16 protein-coding genes and 1 pseudogene are annotated in these 17,879 nt (G+C 71.2%); 7 read left to right on the top strand and 10 right to left on the bottom strand.

Annotation, left to right across the window (positions count from 1 at the left end; all coding sequences use genetic code 11):
- Positions 1 to 23: 23 nt before the first annotated feature.
- From ACYQ77_RS37400 to ACYQ77_RS37415, 4 genes are all read right to left on the bottom strand, one after another.
- On the bottom strand, positions 24 to 1,088 hold the full coding sequence (locus tag ACYQ77_RS37400; protein ID WP_459720466.1) for a 2-oxoacid:ferredoxin oxidoreductase subunit beta: 1,065 nt from the start codon (positions 1,086 to 1,088) through the stop codon (positions 24 to 26).
- Entirely contained in the window at positions 1,085 to 2,968 is a 1,884-nt protein-coding gene (locus ACYQ77_RS37405) for a 2-oxoacid:acceptor oxidoreductase subunit alpha (RefSeq protein ID WP_459720469.1), read from the bottom strand. The genes ACYQ77_RS37400 and ACYQ77_RS37405 overlap by 4 nt, the downstream gene beginning before the upstream one ends.
- Positions 2,969 to 3,102: 134 nt before the next feature.
- Entirely contained in the window at positions 3,103 to 3,849 is a 747-nt protein-coding gene (locus ACYQ77_RS37410; RefSeq protein ID WP_459720471.1) for an enoyl-CoA hydratase, read from the bottom strand.
- Positions 3,850 to 3,921: 72 nt separating this feature from the next.
- Positions 3,922 to 4,371 (bottom strand): Lrp/AsnC family transcriptional regulator, encoded by a 450-nt coding sequence (locus tag ACYQ77_RS37415; RefSeq protein ID WP_459720473.1) that lies wholly within the window; start codon positions 4,369 to 4,371, stop codon positions 3,922 to 3,924.
- A gap of 75 nt (positions 4,372 to 4,446) precedes the next feature.
- On the opposite strand from ACYQ77_RS37415, the gene ddaH reads away from it, so the two are divergent.
- Entirely contained in the window at positions 4,447 to 5,268 is an 822-nt protein-coding gene (gene ddaH, locus ACYQ77_RS37420) for a dimethylargininase (RefSeq protein WP_459720476.1), read from the top strand.
- 105 nt (positions 5,269 to 5,373) lie between these two features.
- Here ddaH and ACYQ77_RS37425 read toward each other — a convergent pair whose 3' ends face one another.
- Entirely contained in the window at positions 5,374 to 6,798 is a 1,425-nt protein-coding gene (locus ACYQ77_RS37425; protein WP_459720479.1) for a hypothetical protein, read from the bottom strand.
- A 108-nt stretch (positions 6,799 to 6,906) separates the two neighbouring features.
- Here ACYQ77_RS37425 and cpt point away from each other — a divergent pair, with 108 nt between their 5' ends.
- Entirely contained in the window at positions 6,907 to 7,449 is a 543-nt protein-coding gene (gene cpt / locus ACYQ77_RS37430) for a chloramphenicol phosphotransferase CPT (RefSeq protein WP_459720481.1), read from the top strand.
- 49 nt (positions 7,450 to 7,498) lie between these two features.
- Complete coding sequence (locus ACYQ77_RS37435) at positions 7,499 to 8,065, top strand: dihydrofolate reductase family protein (RefSeq protein WP_459720483.1); 567 nt, start codon at positions 7,499 to 7,501, stop codon at positions 8,063 to 8,065.
- Here ACYQ77_RS37435 and ACYQ77_RS37440 read toward each other — a convergent pair.
- Together ACYQ77_RS37440 and ACYQ77_RS37445 are read right to left on the bottom strand one after the other, a co-directional pair.
- Entirely contained in the window at positions 8,050 to 11,175 is a 3,126-nt protein-coding gene (locus tag ACYQ77_RS37440) for a BTAD domain-containing putative transcriptional regulator (protein ID WP_459720486.1), read from the bottom strand. The two genes, ACYQ77_RS37435 and ACYQ77_RS37440, sit on opposite strands and share 16 nt — an antisense overlap.
- 10 nt (positions 11,176 to 11,185) lie before the next feature.
- Positions 11,186 to 11,545: a hypothetical protein gene (locus tag ACYQ77_RS37445; protein ID WP_459720489.1), complete on the bottom strand. Its 360-nt coding sequence runs from the start codon at positions 11,543 to 11,545 to the stop codon at positions 11,186 to 11,188.
- An 86-nt stretch (positions 11,546 to 11,631) separates the two neighbouring features.
- Between ACYQ77_RS37445 and ACYQ77_RS37450 the strand changes: the two genes are divergently transcribed.
- The gene (locus ACYQ77_RS37450; RefSeq protein WP_459720492.1) at positions 11,632 to 12,192 is read left to right on the top strand and encodes an ArsR/SmtB family transcription factor; all 561 of its coding nucleotides are present in this window, start codon (positions 11,632 to 11,634) and stop codon (positions 12,190 to 12,192) included.
- Positions 12,189 to 13,241 (top strand): annotated as a pseudogene (locus ACYQ77_RS37455) (MFS transporter); the annotation flags it as partial. The gene ACYQ77_RS37450 and the pseudogene ACYQ77_RS37455, both read left to right, overlap by 4 nt.
- Before the next feature lie 27 nt (positions 13,242 to 13,268).
- On the opposite strand, the gene ACYQ77_RS37460 reads toward ACYQ77_RS37455, so the two are convergent.
- Both ACYQ77_RS37460 and ACYQ77_RS37465 read right to left on the bottom strand, forming a co-directional pair.
- Positions 13,269 to 13,811: a TetR/AcrR family transcriptional regulator gene (locus ACYQ77_RS37460; protein ID WP_459720494.1), complete on the bottom strand. Its 543-nt coding sequence runs from the start codon at positions 13,809 to 13,811 to the stop codon at positions 13,269 to 13,271.
- Positions 13,808 to 15,142, bottom strand: coding sequence for an amidase (locus ACYQ77_RS37465; protein ID WP_459720496.1), 1,335 nt, complete (start codon positions 15,140 to 15,142; stop codon positions 13,808 to 13,810). Before ACYQ77_RS37465 ends, ACYQ77_RS37460 begins: the two co-directional genes overlap by 4 nt.
- Before the next feature lie 69 nt (positions 15,143 to 15,211).
- Here ACYQ77_RS37465 and ACYQ77_RS37470 point away from each other — a divergent pair, with 69 nt between their 5' ends.
- On the top strand, positions 15,212 to 15,991 hold the full coding sequence (locus ACYQ77_RS37470; protein ID WP_459720499.1) for a siderophore-interacting protein: 780 nt from the start codon (positions 15,212 to 15,214) through the stop codon (positions 15,989 to 15,991).
- An 82-nt stretch (positions 15,992 to 16,073) separates the two neighbouring features.
- Positions 16,074 to 16,943: a zinc metalloprotease HtpX gene (htpX, locus tag ACYQ77_RS37475; RefSeq protein ID WP_459720502.1), complete on the top strand. Its 870-nt coding sequence runs from the start codon at positions 16,074 to 16,076 to the stop codon at positions 16,941 to 16,943.
- Between the two features lie 42 nt (positions 16,944 to 16,985).
- Here htpX and rfbA read toward each other — a convergent pair whose 3' ends face one another.
- Positions 16,986 to 17,867, bottom strand: a complete 882-nt coding sequence (gene rfbA / locus ACYQ77_RS37480; protein WP_459720504.1) for a glucose-1-phosphate thymidylyltransferase RfbA — start codon at positions 17,865 to 17,867, stop codon at positions 16,986 to 16,988.
- Positions 17,868 to 17,879: the final 12 nt, after the last annotated feature.

The raw sequence follows: 17,879 nt of genomic DNA on the forward strand, positions 1-17,879 counted from the left end.
GGAAGCTCCCGGGCCTTTCCGCTTTATCCGACCGTCCAGGTGTCGTTGCCGTTGAGCAACGCCTGCAGGTTCGGCGGCTTCGCCTCGGCGGCCGTGGCGACCTGGTGGCGCGCCATGTCGTCGTAGGTCGGCCGCCGCACGTTCCGGTACACGCCGGTCACCGTGTGGGCCAGGTCCTGTGTCGACAGCCGCGACAGCGCGAACGCGTACGACGGGTCCTCGATCGACGAGTCGTGCACGACGACCCGGTCCTCGCCGACCTCGCTGACCTTCGCCACCTCGAACCCGCCGAAGTCGGTCCGCACCACCCCGAACTCGCCCTCCGGCCCGAACCGGATCGGCTTGCCGTCCTCCAACGGGATCAGGCGTTGCTCTTTCTCGCCGGGTTCTTTGAGGACGTCGAAGGCGCCGTCGTTGAAGATGGGGCAGTTCTGGTAGATCTCGACCAGGGCGGAGCCGCGGTGTTGTGCGGCGGCGGTGAGGATGGAGGTGAGCTGGGCGCGGTCGTTGTCCAGCGTCCGCGCCACGAACGTGGCTTCCGCGCCAATCGCGAGGGAGAGCGGGTTGAACGGGTGGTCCAGCGACCCCATCGGCGTGGACTTGGTGAGTTTCCCGGTCTCCGACGTCGGCGAGTACTGCCCCTTGGTGAGGCCGTAGATGCGGTTGTTGAACAGCAGGATCTTGAGGTTGACGTTGCGGCGCAGGGCGTGGATCAGGTGGTTGCCGCCGATGGAGAGCGCGTCGCCGTCACCGGTCACGACCCACACCGACAGGTCCGGCCGCGTCACCGCGAGACCGGTCGCGATCGCGGGGGCGCGGCCGTGGATGGAGTGCATGCCGTAGGTGTTCATGTAGTACGGGAACCGCGACGAGCACCCGATACCGGAGATGAACACGATGTTCTCGCGCTTGAGCCCGAGCGTGGGCAGGAACGACTGCATGGCGTTGAGCACCACGTAGTCCCCGCAGCCCGGGCACCAGCGCACTTCCTGGTCGGACTTGAAGTCCTTCGCCTTCTGCGGCGCGTCGTCGGCAGGGACAAGGTCCAGCCCCCCGAGCGACGGGAGCCCCAGATCGACCGCGGTCATGCTCGAACCCCTTCAACGTGTTCGGTGAAGACGTGCTGCAGCTCCTCGGCCTTGAACGGCAGCCCGGCGACCTTCGTGTACGACTGCACGTCCACGAGGTACTTGCCGCGCAGCAGGAGCGCCAGCTGTCCCATGTTCATCTCGGGCACCACGACCCGGTCGTAACGCCTCAGCACCTCGCCGAGGTTCGCCGGGAACGGGTTGAGGTGCCGCAGGTGTGCCTGCGCGATCGCCATGCCCTGCCCGCGCACCCGCCGGACACCCGCGCCGATCGGCCCGTAGCTGGAGCCCCAGCCCAGCGCCAGCACGCGTGCGTCGCCGGTCGGGTCGTCGACCTCGAGGTCCGGCACGTCGATGCCGTCGACCTTCGCCTGGCGCAGCCGGACCATGCGGTCGTGGTTGTCCGGGTCGTAGGAGATGTTGCCCTTGCCGTCGGCCTTCTCCAGCCCGCCGATGCGGTGCTGCAGACCGGGCGTGCCCGGGATCGCCCACTCGCGGGCGAGCGTCTCGGTGTCGCGGACGTACGGCCAGTGCTCGTCGCTGCCGTCGAGCGCGTTCGGCTCGGACGCGAACGTGACGCTCAGGTCCGGCAGCTCATCGGCCCGCGGGATGAGCCACGGCTCGGAGCCGTTCGCGATGGCGCCGTCCGACAGCAGCATCACGGGCGTCCGGTACTTCAGCGCGATCCGCGTCGCGTCGAGGACCGCGTCGAAGCAGTCGCCGGGGGAGTTGGGCGCGACGATCGGCACCGGCGACTCGCCGTTGCGGCCGAACATGGCCAGCAGCAGGTCCGCCTGCTCGGTCTTCGTCGGCAGACCGGTCGACGGCCCGCCGCGCTGCACGTCGATGATCAGCAGCGGCAGCTCGGACATCACCGCGAGGCCGATGGTCTCGGACTTGAGCGCGATGCCCGGCCCGGACGTGGTCGTGACGCCGAGCGAACCGCCGTACGAGGCGCCGAGCGCCGTGCCGATGCCCGCGATCTCGTCCTCGGCCTGCACGGTCGTGACGTTGAAGTTCTTGTGCTTGGACAGCTCGTGCAGGATGTCCGACGCCGGCGTGATCGGGTACGCGCCCAGCAGCACCGGGAGCTTCGCGCACTGCCCGGCCGCCACGATGCCGTAGGCCAGCGCCGCGTTGCCGGTGATCTGCCGGTACGTGCCGGCGGGGAACTCGGCGGGCGGCACCTCGTAGGTGACGGCGAACGCCTCGGTGGTCTCGCCGTAGTTCCAGCCCGCGCGGAAGGCCAGGATGTTGGCCTCGGCGATGTCGGGCTTGCGGGCGAACTTCTCGCGCAGGAAGCGTTCCGTGCCCTCGGTGGGCCGGTGGTACATCCAGGAGAGCAGGCCGAGCGCGAACATGTTCTTGCAGCGCTCGGCGTCCTTCTTCGACAGGCCGGTGCCCTCCAGCGCGCCCTGCGTGAGGGTGGCCATGGCGACCTTGTGGACCTGGAAGTTGGACAGCGAGTCGTCCTCGAGCGGGTCGGCGTCGTAGCCGACCTTCGTGAGGTTGCGCTTGGAGAACTCGTCGGTGTTGACGATCAGCATGCCGCCGACCGGCAGCTCGCCGATGTTGGCCTTGAGCGCGGCCGGGTTCATCGCGACGAGCACGTCCGGCCGGTCACCCGGGGTGAGGATGTCGTAGTCCGCGAAGTGGATCTGGAACGACGAGACACCCGGCAGGGTGCCCGCCGGCGCCCGGATCTCGGCGGGGAAGTTGGGCAGCGTGGCGAGGTCGTTGCCGAAGGCGGCGGCCTCGGACGTGAACCGGTCACCGGTGAGCTGCATGCCGTCACCGGAGTCGCCGGCGAACCTGATCACGACCCGGTCGAGCTTGGTGACCTGGGTGGCCCGACCGCCCCCGTTGACGCTGGTGCTCATGCTCTGGTGGTCCCTCTCTCGCACGACTGCGTGCCTCTTTGTGAGGGTAGTCGTGCCTAACCCGGGGTTTCCCTGGTGCACAGGGTATTCGCGTTGGACGTCACAGTCCGGCTTCCCACATGCTGGAAGCCGCGTCACGCCTGGCGGGATATCCGTTCCCGCATGGCGGACAGGAGCTCGGCGAACGCGGGGGTCTCCATCGACGCGAGCTGCGCGACGAGTTCCGTCTCGACGGCGTCGTCGTGTCGATGGTAGGCGGCCGTCGTCCGCAGGGTGCGCTTGGTGGTCACCACCAGCTCGCGCGGCGCCTTCACCGCGGCCTGGCAGAACTCGACGGCCGCGGGCACGACGTCGTCCACCTTCCGGAACGCCAACCCGGTGCGCACGGCCTCATCCGCGTCCAGGACCTGCCCGAACAGCGTCATCGCGGCCGCGGTCTGGGGCCCGGCGACGCGCTGCGACATCCACGTCATCCCGCCGCCGGGGTGGATGCCGAGCTGCAGGAACCGGGCGTCGAACCGTGCCTCCGGCCCAGCGAGCCGCACGTCACAGGCGAGAGCGAGGTTCAACCCGGCGCCGACTGCGGGCCCGTTGACGGCGGCCACGGTCGGCAGGGGAGAGGCGGCCACCGCGAGGAACCCGGCGTAGATGGCGCGGAGGCCCTCCTCCCTCGCCTCGCCGAGCGCCGTGAGGTCGGCGCCTGCGCAGAAGGCGGGCGGCGCGCCGGTGACGACGATGGCGTGGACGTCGTCGTCCTGCTCACACGCGCGGACGTGCTCGACGAGCTGCGCGGACATCGGCAGGGTGAGGGAGTTCCGCCGCTCGGGGAGGTTGATCGTGATGACCCCGACCCCGTCACGCCGGTCCAGCAGAACAGTCATGGCCTGGGACATTAGCCCTCGCGAGGGAAGGAGCCGGCAATCCGCGGGGCAGCTCCCGCCGCCCACCGGCCATCAGCCGACGTCCGGCGCGGGCGGCCGCTCGAGCAGCGTCGACAGCACCACCGTCGACACCGTCCGGTCGATCATGTCGACCGCGCGCAGCCGTTCCAGCGCGTCCTCGAGGTGGTGGATGTTCGCCGCCCGCAGGTGGACGATCGCGTCCGCGGCGCCGGAGACCGTGTACGCCGCCACCACCTCCGGCAGCGGCAGCAGCCGCGCACGGATCCGTTCCGGCGTGACGTTGCCGATGCAGTGCACCTCGACGAACGCCTCCGTGCCCCAGCCCAGCGCCTCCGGGTCGACGACGGCCGTGAAGCCGCGCAGCACGCCCGCGTCGAGCAGCCGGTCCACCCGTCGCTTCACGGCAGGCGCCGACAGTCCGACGACCTTGCCGATCTCGGAGTAGCTACTGCGCGCGTCAGACACCAGTTGCGAAATGATTCGCTGATCTATCGCGTCCACACGCAACATTCTGCCGGTTTGAGGGTGCCATTGCGACATTGATCGATGGTCGGCCCCGACCGCACAATGTGAATCATGACGGGCACCTCCCGACGCGAGCCGACGCCGCGCCGCTACCTGATGTGCGAGCCGAAGTACTTCACCGTGGAGTACTCGATCAACCCGTGGATGAACCCGGACGAACCGGTCAGCGCCGAGCTCGCCGTCAAGCAGTGGACCGAACTCGCCGACATCTACCGCGAGCTCGGCCACCGCGTGGAGACCATCACCCCGGTGCCCGGCCTGCCCGACATGGTGTTCGCCGCCAACTCCGGCACGGTCGTCGACGGCCGCGTCCTCGGCGCCCGCTTCCGCAACCCGCAGCGCACCGCCGAGGCCGACCACTACCGCCGCTGGTTCCTCGACCACGGCTACCGCGACGTGGTCATGCCGACCGCGGTCAACGAGGCCGAGGGCGACTTCGCGTGGACCGGCAGGCTGCTGCTCGCGGGCACCGGCTTCCGCACCGACCCACGCGCCCACGCGGAGGCGCAGGAGGTCCTCGGCGTGCCGGTCGTGTCGCTGCAGCTGGTCGACCCGCGCTTCTACCACCTCGACACCGCGCTGTTCGTGCTGTCCGACGAGCACATCGCCTACTACCCGGAGGCCTTCTCGGCAGGCTCGCAGCGCGTGCTGGCCCGCCTGTACCCGGACGCGATCATCGCCAACGCGGCGGACGCGGAGTGCCTCGGCCTGAACGGCGTCTCGGACGGCCGCAACGTGGTCCTCCCCATCGAGGCCACCCACCTGGCCGAACGCCTCGTGCACGCCGGCTACGAACCGACCTTCGTGGACATCTCGGAACTCCGCAAATCCGGCGGCGGCCCCAAGTGCTGCACGATGGAACTCAGGGACTAAATCGGTCACGCTGAGTAAAGTCTTCTCGGCCAGCGTCAGGCCCGAAACCGCAGCGAGAGGACGGTTTCGGTACACCGGCGCTGGCCGAGTCGTCTGTACCGGTCGTCACGGCAGCCGGGGCTGGGCGCTGAGCTTGGCGACGACGTCCAGCACGGACACGCCGCTCAACTGGACCACGGCGGCCCACAGGAACAGGTTCAGCCAGTCGTCCATGTTGTCCTCGAAACCCTGGTTGTTCAGGTACTCGGCGGAGAACCCCACGAACGTCACGACGAGCGCGGACACGAGCGCCGCGACGAGGCGGACGTGCCGGATCAGCCACGAGTCGCGCTCCAGCCTGCCGCGAGGCGGTTCGACATCCGTGGGCCACGGCCGGGTCTCGGTGCGGCGGCGCCAGCCGGTGCGCGGGGTCTTGGGGGTGTCCGGAGCGGGGAAGGTGCTCAACAAGGTCGTGGCGCCGTCGAGGTCGTTGCTGTGCAGCAGCCGCCCGATGTTCTCCGCGTCGGCATGGCCGACGTGGTCCGGGTACACCCTCATGAAGTTGTCCACCGCCTCGACGTGGTTCCGGAGGCGGTTCGTCTCCTCCGTGCGCGCGTTGATGGTGTCGGTGTCGGTGTTCCACGGCTTGTTCCGCAGGTCGGTCAGCTGGTTGATCTCCGACTGCACCAGGTTCTCGAGCAGGTTCGCCGCGCGCACGGGGAGCCCGTCGCGCCACAGTTCGTCGAGTCGTTTGCCCTGGGCCTGGATGCGGTCCCGGATGTGGTGGATCACGCCGATCGCGGGCCTCGCGATGTCGATGGTGGTCTCGAGTTGCCGGAACTTGGTCTTCAGGTCCGTGATCTCCTGGTGCCGGAGGTGCTGCTCCACGTCGTCGCGGAGGACGCGCAGCGGGGTGGGGAGGTCGTGGTCGGTGTACCCCTGGTTGGCGAGCAGTTGCCGCGACCTGGCCAGCCTCCGCCTCGCCTCCGCGAGCGGGGTGAGGGACTCGGTGATCCACTTGATGGTGAGACCGACGAGCGCACCGATCAGGAGGATCACGAACGCGACCGCCGCGCTCCACTTCTCGCGGTCGGCGATGTCCACGACGACCTCACGCCTGCGCGGGTCCGCGCCGGTGCGGAACACCGTGAGGTGCCCGCGGTAGCAGCCTTCCGGCACCGGCGCCGCCCCGAACGGAGCCACGACCGCGCGCACGTCGACCGTGGTGTTGTCGCTGTTCACCTTGGCGCTGACGGTGATCTGGTCGGCCGGGAAGGTGGCCACCGTGCCGTCGCGGACCAGGTCGCCTTCCAACGTCGCCGTCACCTGGCGCGCGGCGTCGGCGTCGGGCGCGCCGCTCGGAACGGTCAGGGTGAAGCTGCGGGTGATCGGCTCGCGGCCAAGACCGAAGTTGACCGAGATGTCGTCCCTGTCGACGTGGTCGCACAGCTCGGCGGGCCGGGGTTGACCGGCCAGCTTGAACAGCACGACCCCGACGAGGACGAGCAGCACCGCGAGGACGATCACCTTCCGCCGCCGCTTGATCCACATGGTGACCCCCTGTGCTGCCGCTTGCCCGGGACCGTCGCGACAGGACGGTCTTCGTTACCGGCGGTCGCGGTGCGTGAGCACGTGGGTCACTGAACGAGAATGGCCGTCGTGACGACGCAGGTGATCGTGCTCAACGGTGGTTCCAGTGCCGGGAAGTCGGGTATCGCCCGGTGCCTGCAGGCTGTCCTGCCCGACCCGTGGCTCTCGCTCGGCGTGGACACCTTCGTCGACGCGTTGCCCGCGGCCATGCGGGCCTCCGACACCGGGATCGAGTTCGCTGACGACGGGGGTGTCCAGGTCGGCCACGCGTTCCGCGCGCTCGAAGCGACCTGGATCGCGGGGATCGCGGCCATGGCGCGCGCCGGCGCGCGGGTGATCGTCGACGAGGTGTTCCTCGGGCAGGCCGCGTCGCAGCGGCGGTGGCGGGACGCGCTGGACGGGCTCGACGTGCTCTGGGTCGGTGTCCGCTGCGATCCCGAGGTCGCGGCCGGGCGGGAGACCGCGCGTGGCGACCGGGTCGCGGGGATGGCCGCCGCGCAGGCGGAGCTCGTCCACGACGGCGTCACCTACGACCTGGAGGTCGACACCACCCACGACGAGGCGTTGACCTGCGCTTACGCCATCGCGGCCGCCATCGAAAGGAAACCGTAAGGGCCTCGCCGCAAGCTGGTGCCACCACAGAGACAAGGGAGCACCGGACATGCGCAAGCTCATCGAATCCACGTTCGTCTCGCTCGACGGGATCATCGACGACACCCGGCCGTCCACGGCCTCGCGGGCCGAGCCGCAGCGCTGGGGTCAGCCGTATTGGGACGCCGACCACAACGGCTACGCCGCCAAGCTCATGGAGGGCGTCGACGCCATGCTGCTCGGCCGCTTCACCTACGAGGGCTTCGCCGCGGCGTGGGGTGCGCAGGAGGGGCCGTTCGCCGACACCATGAACGCGATGCCCAAGTACGTGGCCTCGCGGACGCTGACCGAGACCACCTGGAACGCCACGCTGCTCGGCGCGGACGTCGCCGAGGAGGTCGCGAAGCTCAAGGAGCAGCCCGGCGGCAACATCCTCAAGTACGGCACGGGCGAGCTGGACCGCACGCTCGTCGAGCACGGCCTCGTCGACGAGTTCCACTTCTGGTACTTCCCGGTGGTCGTCGGCGCGGGCAAGCACCTCTTCGAGGGCGCGGGGTTCGATACGACCCACCTGAAGCTCGCGGACGTCAACCGGTTCGAGTCGGGGATCGTCGTCCACATCTACGCACCCAAGTAAGCCACCGCCTCCAGCGGGGTGAGTTCGGTGCCGCTCGCGAAGTGGTGGTCGAACCGGGGGTCGGCGAGCTGGACCGTCGAGGTGACGCGGTCCAGCTCGCTGCGGTCCGCGGTGGACAGCGGCAGGTCCCCTCGGGCGGTCGCGGCGGCGCCGAGCAGGCGGGACGCGACGGCGGCGCGCCCGTCCAATACGAGCGCACCGGCAATGCCCGTCAGCGCATGCGCCATGCCGTGCGCCGCGTCCTGGTCCCGGTACACCTCGAAGGCTTCCCGGTGCCACCGCAGTGCCGCCGCCGCGTCACCCCGCTGCTCGGCCAGCAGGCCCAGCTCGACCAGCACCATCGTCAGGTACGGCGGCGTGCCCTCGTCGGACTGCTGCTCCCGCGCGGACGCCAGCAGCCAGCGCAGGTGCTCCTCCGCCACGTCCGGCGCACCGGCGCGACGGGCGGCGAACGCGAGGCTGATCGTCGCGAACACCTCGCCGGTCCGCTGGCCCTGCTCGATCGTCAGCTTCCTGGCCTGCGCCGCGTACTCCTGGGCGGCCGCGTAGTCCGCGGTCTGCACCGCCGTCCATGCGAGCCAGGACAGCCGACCTGCCACGTCCGACCACAGGCCGAGCTCCTCGGCGATCCGCAGGCCCTCCCGGCTCAGCCGTTCCGCCTCCGCGTGGTCGCCGGTCATGTCGGCGAGGCCGATGAGCCAGTCCGTGGCCTGCAGAACACCCCAGTCGTCGCCCAGCTCGCCGAACAACCGGGCGCTGCGGCGGGCGTCCTCCTCGAGCGCGGCGGCGTCGGCGCGCATGTGCGCGAGCATGGCGCGGGTGCTGAGCACCGCCGCCTCGCCCCAGGTGTCACCCGCGTCGCGGAACACGTCCAGCGCCCGGGACAGCAAGTCACTTGTCATGGCGGTGTCGCCGAAGTCGATGATCGTGGCGGCCAGGAACCACTGCGCGCCCGCCAGCTCGACGGGGCTCGCCACTTTCTCGTACGCCCGTAACGCCTCCGTCGCCGGTTCCGGGCCCGCCTGGCCCTGGCGGATCGTCAGGCCCGCGTGCCAGAACTCGGCGGCCGCCCGCACCTCGGCCGGCGCGTCGCCCGGGACCGCCAGCGCGGCCGCCAGCATCCGCCGCCCCTCCACGGGTCTGCCGCGCAGCAGCCAGTACCAGCCCAGCGCCGTGGTCAGGCGCAACGCCTCCGCGGCGGCGCCTGCCCGTCCGAACGTGTCCAGCGCCGCGCGCATGTTCGCGGCCTCGGCGTCCAGCCTGCGCAGCCACTCCCGCTGACCGGGACCGCGCAGCTCCGCCTGTTCCGCGCGGGCCAGGTAGTGGTCGGCGTGCCTGCGCCGCACCGCGTCCTCCTCGCCCGCGGCACGCAGCCGCTCGACGCAATACGCGTGCACGGACTCGAGCAGGCGGTACCGGGAGCCGTCGACGCGCGCCACGAGTGACCGGTCCACCAGCCCGGCCAGCAGGTCGAGCACCCCGTCCACCGCGCACACGGCTTCGGCGCCCGCCAGCGTGCAGCCGCCGACGTGGACGGCCAGCCGTCGCAGCACGGTCCGCTCGTCGTCGGTGAGCAGCTGCCAGCTCCAGTCGATCACCGCGGCGAGCGTGCGCTGCCGGGCCGGCGCGTCCCTCGGTCCCGCGCCCAGCAGCCCGAACCGGTCGTGCGGCACCTGCAGCCGCGTCGCCAGGTCGGTCACTCCCAGCGCGGGCACGCGGGTCGCCGCCAGTTCGAGTGCCAGCGGGAGCCCGTCGAGCCGCCTGCAGATCTCGGCGACCCCGGTGGTGACGTCCGATTCGGCCGTCAGCCCGGCCCTGGCCAGGAACAACCGGACGGCCGCGGCGTGCGCGAGCCGTTCCGGGTCGTCCGTATCGGGAACGTCCAGCGGCGGCAGGTCGAACCGCGCCTCGCCGCGCAGCCGCAGCGGTTCGCGGCTGGTGGCCAGCACCCGCACGCCGGGCGCGGCGGGCAGGAGCGCCCCGACCAGGTCCGCGACCGGGTCGAGCACGTGCTCGCAGTTGTCCAGCACCAGCAGCATCCGGTGCTCCCGCAGCGCCGCCGCAGGGCGCTGCGCGCCGGGGATCGACAGCACGGAGAGGACGACCTCGCCGAGGTCGCCGGTGCCGTCCCAAGTGGTGAGGTCGATCAGCCAGGCGCCGTCCGGGTACGTGCCGGCCGCCGCCAGCGCGACCGCGCAGGCCACGCTCGTCTTGCCGACGCCACCCGGCCCGGTGAGCGTGACCAGCCGGCCGGCGGTCAGCAGCTCGCGGACCCGCGCGATCGCGTGCTCCCGGCCGATCAGTTCGGTCACCGGCGCGGGCAGGTTGGTCGTGGGCTTGACCGGGCGCGGGGCCGGTGACGGGGCGTCCTCCGCCGGGTCGCCGGAGAGGATCGCCCGGTGCAGCGCGGTCAGCTCGGGGCCGGGGTCCAGGCCGAGCTCGTCGGCGAGACCGCGGCGCAGGTCCTGGAAGCTGTCGAGGGCCTCGCCCGTCCGGCCCGCGCGGTGCAGGGCTCGCATGTGGGCCGCCCGCAACCGTTCTCTGTACGGATGACTTGCCACCTGCTCGCCGAGCTCGCCGACCAGTTCGCGGTGTTCGCCCAGTGCGAGGCGGGCCTCGGCGTGCGCCTCCACGGCGGCCAGCCGGAGCTCCTCCCAGCGGGCTCGCGCCGCCTCGGTGAACTCGTCGTCGGCGAAGTCGGCGAGCACCGGACCACGCCACAACGCCAGTGCCTCGGCCAGCACGCCGGCCCGGGCTCGTGCGTCGCCGGTCGTCCCCGCCCGCTCGACGAGCGCGGCGAACCGGACCGTGTCCACCGCGTCGGTCCGCAGCACGTACCCGGGCGCCTGCGACACCACCAGCTCGCGGCCGCCCGGCTCGGCGTTCGCCAGCGCCCGCCGCAGCTGCGAGACGCGGACGTGCAGGGCCGCGGTCGGGTCAGCGGGCGCGGCCGTGCCCCACAGGTCCTCGACCAGCCGGTCCACCGACATCGGCCGGCCCGCGTTGACCAGCAGGTTCGCGAGCAGCGCCCGCACCTTGCGGCCGGGCACGGTCACGGGCTCGCCGTGATCGGTCCAGACAGCCAGGGGCCCCAGTAAGCCGAAACGCACGGGGCACAGGCTAGATGCGCACGAACCCCGAACACATCACGCGCGCCCAGCTGATCTTGCCGTCGGTGACGTTGTAATACATCTGTTGTTCCATCAGCGAGTCGCCGTCGGCGTTGCGCAGGTGCAGGCGGTACGACACGTGGTCGCGCGTCGACACCTCGCCCGTCGACGTGTCCAGCAGCGCCACGACCTCGTCGGACGGCTCCAGCCAGTTGCCGAACAGGATGTCGATCAGCTCGTCGTGGTCGTGGGCTTCCCAGAAACGGCGTGGCGTCATGGCGCGGAAGTCCAGGTCGGGGGTCGTGATCGCACGCACCCCGGCCTCGTCCTTCGCCGCGAGGGCCTTCGCGAACTCTTCACCAGGGGTCATCCGCACAGCGTGCGCCGTCGCGCGGCCGAACACCATGGCCCTTCGGGCGAATATGTGAAAGACTCCTTTCGAAAGGAGCCTTTCACATGCAGAAGCGCCACCGCGTCACCGACGTCGAGCTGATGACCGCCCTCGCGCACCCGTTGCGCGGCGAACTGCTCCGCCACCTGCTCGCCCACGGCCCGCGCACCGCGAGCGAGTGCGCCGACGCGGTCGGCTCCACGGCGTCGAACTGTTCGTGGCACCTGCGCCAGCTCGCCAAGTTCGGCCTGGTCGAGCCGGTCGACGGGCCCGACGGGCGGCAGCGGCCGTGGCGCGCCACGATCGTCGGCCTCGAGCTGGGGGAGCTGGCCGACGACGACACCATGCGCACCGCCCAGCTCGCGGTCCTCGGCAGCGCGCTGCGGCAGGACCAGCAGCTCACGCAGCGTTTCCTCGACCACGCCGACGAGGTCCCGCCGGAGTGGCGGCACGCGGGTGCGCTCGACAACTACGCGCTCACGGTGACGCCGGAGGAGCTGACCGAGCTGGCCGCGAAGGTCGACGCGCTGCTCCGGCCGTACGTCACGACCATCCGGGAGGACGCGCCGCCCGAGGCCCGCACCGTGCACGCGGCGTTCCGCGCCTTCCTGTGGCTGACGCGATGAAACGGCTGCTGGTCGCTTCTCTCTGCTCCGAGACCGCGGAGTGGATGCTCCAGATCGCCCTGCCTGTGCTCGTCTTCCAGGCCACCGGCTCGACCGCGTCGACCGCGCTCATGATGGTCCTCGGGCTGCTGCCGATGGTGCTGCTCAGCCCGGTCACGGGCGTGGTCGCCGACCGCGTGCACCGGCCGCGGCTGCTCCTCGTCGTCTGCCTCGGCCAGGCACTGGTCGCCGCGCCGCTGCTCGCCGACGACGCCATGTGCTGGGTGGTCATGGCCATGCAAACCAGCCTCGCCGCGTTCTTCGAACCCGCTCGCAACGCGCTCGTCGCCGACCTCGTGCCCGTCGAGCGGCGCACCGCCGCCAACGGACTGCTCGCCGCGGCCGCCAACATCGCGCGGCTCGTCGGGGCGTGGCTCGGCGGTGCGCTCCTCGCGGTCGGCGGGATTCCGCTGGTGTACGCCGTGTACGCCGGAGTGCTGGCCGTCGGCGCGGCCGCGATGTGCGGGCGGTTCCCGGTCAGCCGACCCGCGAAGGCCGTCAAGCCACCGCCGCTGCGGGTCGACCGGCGCCTGCTGCCGATCGGGATCGCGCTCACGCTCATGTGCGTGGCACAGGGGATCTTCCTCGTGCGATTCGTGCCCTTCGTATTGGAAACCCTGGGTGCGGGTTCCGGCGGCGTCGGCCTGCTGCGTGGCGTGCAGGCCATCGGTGGCCTCGCCGCCGGGTTCGCGGTCGCGACGGTCGCCAGGCGCGTCGCGCCGACCGGGCTGTTCGCGTGGGGCGCGGTCGCGTTCGGGCTGGTGTCGGCGTGCATCTGGCACGGGCCCGCGCTGACCACCGCCATCGGCGTCTACGTGGGGATGTTCGTGGCCGTCGGCGCACCGGGGGTGGTCGCGAACTCGGGGCTCTCCGCCGTGCTGCAGTCCGCGGTCCCGCCGGCGGCCACCGGCAGGCTGCTGGCCGCCGCGTTCGCGCTCATGACGCTCGGGACCACCGCGGGCATGCTCGTCGCGGGGGCCGTCGCGTCGCCACTCCTCCTCGACGTGCAGGCGTTCCTGCACGTCGAGGCCGGTGCGCTACTGCTCGCGCACCAGCATCGTCACCGCGTCCGCGATGCCCGTCGGACCCGGTTCGCCGGTGGCGAGGCGGCGCAGCTGCAGGCCGGTGAGCAGCGCGACGACCGGGCCGGCGAGCCGGCCCGCTGACGGGACGCCGAGCCGGGTCAGCACGGTGGTGGCAATACGGTCGTACGCCTCGAAGCAGGCGGCGGCCGCGTCCCGCAGCGACGGGTCCCGCCCCGCCTGGATGTACAGCTCCAGCGGCGCGATCTGCTCGTGCCCGAACCTGGTGTCCACGGCGACCCGCTCGACCAGCGCCGCCGCCTCCGCCAGCGACGTGCCGGCGTGCGCGTCCGCGAGTGCCGCGAGCCGGGCGGCCTCCTCGGCCACGAACAGCAACATGGCCTCGCGCAACAACTCCCGCTGCGACTCGAAGTGGTAGGTGAGCGTGCCCAGCGACGTCTCCGCCTCCCGCGCCACCCGCCGGTTGGTCACACCCGCTACCCCGTCGGTGCCGATGACCCGCAGCACCGCGTGCAGGATCCGCTCCCTGGTGCTCACGGCCTGCGCTCGTCCCAGCGCAGCACCGACTCGAGCTGCGCGGCCAGCGAGATCAGCAGCTCCTCACCACCGGCGGGCGCCAGCAGCTGCGCCCCGACCGGGAGGCCGTCGTCGGTGAGCCCGGCGGGGACGTTCAGCCCTGGCCAGCCGAGCGCGTTCCACGGCCACGCGTACGGGCAGGCCGCCATCACCTTCTGGTCCGTGCGCCAGCCGGAAAGCCCGTCGATCGCGCCCACCGGCAGCGGCGGGGTCGCCGTCGTGGGCGCCAGCACCACGTCGACCCGCTCGAACAGCCTGCCCACCTTGCGGCGGTAGCGATCGAGGGAGGCGCGTGACCACCGCAGTGCCCGCCCGGACAGGCGCGCGCCGAGCCTTCCCGTGTCACTTGTACGGAAATCGAGCAGCGACCGGTCCGGCGCGGCGGCACACCACTCCTCCACGCCGGCCAGGGACCTCGGCAGGAACGTCAGCCCGAGCAGCCCGTAGTCCGGGTCGTCGACCACGATCTCGTGCCCGAGTGCGTGCAGGTGCCGCGCGACCCCGACCACCGCGGCACGGACCTGCCCGTCGAGCCGCACCCGCACGCCGCCCATGAACGCCGGGCGCAGCGACAGCGCGACCCGCAGCCGTGCCGGTTCACGTTCGGCCGCGGCGCGGAACCTGGTCTCCCCGGCCAGCACGTCGAGCGACAGGGCGGCGTCGGCGGTCGTCCGCGCGAGCGGGCCCCACTCGGTGATCCCGTTGAACGCCTCGGGCGTCGGCAGGGTGCCGCGCCCGGGCTTGATGCCGACGAGGTGCGTCCACGCCGCCGGGATGCGGATCGAGCCCGCGCCGTCCGACCCGACGGCCGCGGCGACGATCCCCGCCGCGACCGCGGCCGCCGACCCGCCCGAGGAGCCGCCGGGCGTGTGGTCGAGGTGCCACGGGTTGCGGGTGACGCCGAACGCCTCGCCCTCGGTGATCGGCCACAGCCCGAACTCCGGCGTGTTCGTCTTCCCGACGATCACCGCGCCCGCGGCCCGCAGCTGCCGGACCAGCGGCCCGTCCTCGGCGGCGACCGGGTGGTCGCCCGCGCAGCCGAACGCCGTCGGCTCACCGGCGACGTCCATGTCGTCCTTGACCGCGACCGGTACGCCGAGCAGCGGCAGCCGTTCACCCGCGGCGAGGCGCCGGTCGGCGTCCTTGGCCTCGACGAGCGCGGCGTCCCGGCGCAGGCGGCGGAACGCGTTGAGCGTGGGCTGGGTGGCATCGGCGCGGTCCAGGGCTTCCTGGGTCAGCTGTACTGAAGTGGTTTCGCCCCGTGCCAGAGCACTCGCCTGAGCCGTCAGCATCCCGCGTCCCCTCTCGTTCGTTCGAACGAACGGTAACCCGCGATGCGGGCCGATGCGAAGATGGCGGGGATGAACACCACCGTGAGTAGGCGTTCGCGCCGGCAGCAGACGAAGTTGTGGCGGGTCCCCGTGCTGCGGGTCGAGCGGGTCACCCCGCGGATGGCGCGCGTGACCGTCGGCGGGCCCGACCTGGCCGACTTCGCGGCCGCGGGCACCGACCAGAACGTGATGCTGTACTTCTACCCGGACGACGTGGCGCTGCCCGAGCCGTTGACGCTGGAGTCCGCGCGCGGCATGTGGTCCCAGGTCCGCCCGCTGACCAGGACGTACACCGTCCGCCGCTACGACGCGGAGGCCTGCGAGATCGACTTCGACTTCGTGCTGCACGAGGACGCGGGCCCGGCGTCGGACTGGGCGAAGCAGGCCGTGCCCGGCGACCGGCTGATCTTCGTCGGCCCGTCCCCGGCGTACTTGCCGGACGATACGGCTGACTGGCATCTGCTGGCCGGCGACGAGTCCGCGCTGCCCGCGATCGCGGCGATCCTGCGTGAGCTGCGCCCCGGCGTGCCCGCGCACGTGTTCGTGGAGGTCCACGACGCGGCCGAGGAGCAGGAACTGCCGACCGCGGCCGACCTGCACCTGACCTGGCTGCACCGCGACGGTACGGATGACTTGCTGGCCCGTGCCGTCGCGGCCGCCGAGCTGCCTGCCGGCCGGGTCGACGCGTGGCTGGCGGGGGAGCGGTCGTCGATGGTGGCGCTGCGGGCCCACCTGCTGACCGACCGGGGCTACGAGCGGTCGCGGGTGCGGCCGACGACGTACTGGCGCAGGGGCGAGACAGGCAACTGACCAGCGGGTTTGTCCCGCCCGGGGAACTCGCCGCCGCCGTGGCTCGTTACGCGTCAGTAGGAACGGTCACGGAGGCGGGAAAGTGCACAAGCACTACAACGGGCTGAAGACCGCGTTGCTGCTCGGCGGTATGAGCGCGCTGATCATCCTGATCAGCGGGCTCTTCGGGCGCGGTGCGTTGTTCATCGGTCTCGCGGTCGCCCTGCTGATGAACGGTTACGCGTACTTCAACTCCGACAAGCTGGCGCTGCGTGCGATGCGTGCCAGGCCGGTGTCGCAGGCGGAACAGCCTGCCATGTACCGCATGGTCCGCGAGCTGGCGACGTCCGCGCGCCAGCCGATGCCGAGGCTCTACGTGAGCCCGACGGCCGCGCCGAACGCGTTCGCGACGGGCCGCAACCCGCGCAACGCGGCCGTCTGCTGCACGACGGGCATCCTGGAACTGCTGAACGAGCGTGAGCTGCGTGCCGTGCTGGGCCACGAGCTGTCCCACGTCTACAACAGGGACATTCTGATCTCGTGCGTGGCGGGTGCCCTGGCCTCGGTCGTCAGCGTGCTGGCCAACCTGGCGATGTTCGCGGGCCTGTTCGGCGGCTCCGACGACGACCGCCCGAACCCCCTCGCCATGCTGGTGCTGGCCATCCTCGGCCCGGTCGCGGCGGGCATCGTCCAGATGGCGGTGAGCCGCTCCCGCGAGTACCAGGCAGACGAGTCAGGCGCGGAACTGACCGGCGACCCGCTGGCCCTCGCGTCGGCCCTGCACAAACTCGAGTACGGCACGGCGCGCTACCCGCTGGCCCCGGAACCGAAGGTCGTGTCGCAGGCCCACCTGATGATCGCGAACCCGTTCCGGCCCGGCGAGAACATGGCCCGCCTGTTCTCGACCCACCCCCCGATCCCGGACCGCATCCGCCGCCTGGAAGAGATGGCCCGCCGAGATCTGGGCCGCTGAACGAACGACGGCCTGATGCGCGGTGCATCGAGCCGTCGCTGGTCAGCCGCTCGCGCCAGCGGACTTCGCGACCGCCATCACGTACTGGCCGTAGCCCGACTTGTGCATCTCGGCGCCGATGGCCCAGCACTGGTCGGCGCTGATGTAGCCCCTCCGCAGCGCGATCTCCTCCAGGCACGCGAACCGCACTCCTTGGCGGTGCTCCAGAATCTGGACGAACTGGCCTGCCTCGAGCATCGCGTCGTTCGTACCGGTGTCCAGCCAGGCGAACCCCCGACCCAGGTTGACCATCCGTACAAGGCCGCGTTCCAAGTAGGCGCGGTTGACGTCGGTGATCTCGAGCTCCCCACGCGCGGAGGGAGTGAGACCCTTGGCGATCTTCACGACGTCGTTGTCGTAGAAGTAGAGACCCGTGATGGCCAGGTTCGACTTCGGCTTGGCGGGTTTCTCCTCGATCGACAACAGTCGTCCGTCCTCGGCCACCTCGCCGACGCCGTACCGCTGTGGGTCTCGCACCGGGTATCCGAACAGCACGCAGCCATCGATGTTCGCAACCGCCTCCTGGAGGATCTCCGAGAAGCCCACGCCGTAGAAGATGTTGTCGCCGAGTACGAGCGCCACGGAGTCATCCTTGATGAAGTCCGCGCCGATGATGAATGCCTCCGCGAGACCATTCGGCTCGGCCTGGGTGGCGTACTCGATCGAGATGCCCCATTTTTGTCCATTTTCGAGCAGGTGCGAAAACATGGGGAGGTCTTTTGGCGTGGTGATGACCAGTATTTCCTTGATCCCGGCGAGCATGAGGACCGAGAGCGGGTAATAGATCATCGGCTTGTCGTACACAGGCAGTAGCTGCTTCGACACTGCGTGTGTGATCGGGTGCAACCTGGTGCCTGCCCCGCCAGCGAGGATGATGCCCTTCAATGTGCCCCCTGA

The sequence above is a fragment of the Actinophytocola sp. KF-1 genome (assembly GCF_054661535.1).

Bases quoted from the DNA above. Each gene is read 5' to 3' on its own strand.
- ACYQ77_RS37400 (WP_459720466.1), bottom strand. From the start codon at position 1,088: ATGACCGCGGTCGATCTGGGGCTCCCGTCGCTCGGGGGGCTGGACCTT.
- ACYQ77_RS37405 (WP_459720469.1), bottom strand. From the start codon at position 2,968: ATGAGCACCAGCGTCAACGGGGGCGGTCGGGCCACCCAGGTCACCAAG.
- ACYQ77_RS37410 (WP_459720471.1), bottom strand. From the start codon at position 3,849: ATGACTGTTCTGCTGGACCGGCGTGACGGGGTCGGGGTCATCACGATC.
- ddaH (WP_459720476.1), top strand. From the start codon at position 4,447: ATGACGGGCACCTCCCGACGCGAGCCGACGCCGCGCCGCTACCTGATG.
- ACYQ77_RS37425 (WP_459720479.1), bottom strand. From the start codon at position 6,798: ATGTGGATCAAGCGGCGGCGGAAGGTGATCGTCCTCGCGGTGCTGCTC.
- ACYQ77_RS37435 (WP_459720483.1), top strand. From the start codon at position 7,499: ATGCGCAAGCTCATCGAATCCACGTTCGTCTCGCTCGACGGGATCATC.
- ACYQ77_RS37445 (WP_459720489.1), bottom strand. From the start codon at position 11,545: ATGACCCCTGGTGAAGAGTTCGCGAAGGCCCTCGCGGCGAAGGACGAG.
- ACYQ77_RS37450 (WP_459720492.1), top strand. From the start codon at position 11,632: ATGCAGAAGCGCCACCGCGTCACCGACGTCGAGCTGATGACCGCCCTC.
- ACYQ77_RS37465 (WP_459720496.1), bottom strand. From the start codon at position 15,142: ATGCTGACGGCTCAGGCGAGTGCTCTGGCACGGGGCGAAACCACTTCA.
- ACYQ77_RS37470 (WP_459720499.1), top strand. From the start codon at position 15,212: ATGAACACCACCGTGAGTAGGCGTTCGCGCCGGCAGCAGACGAAGTTG.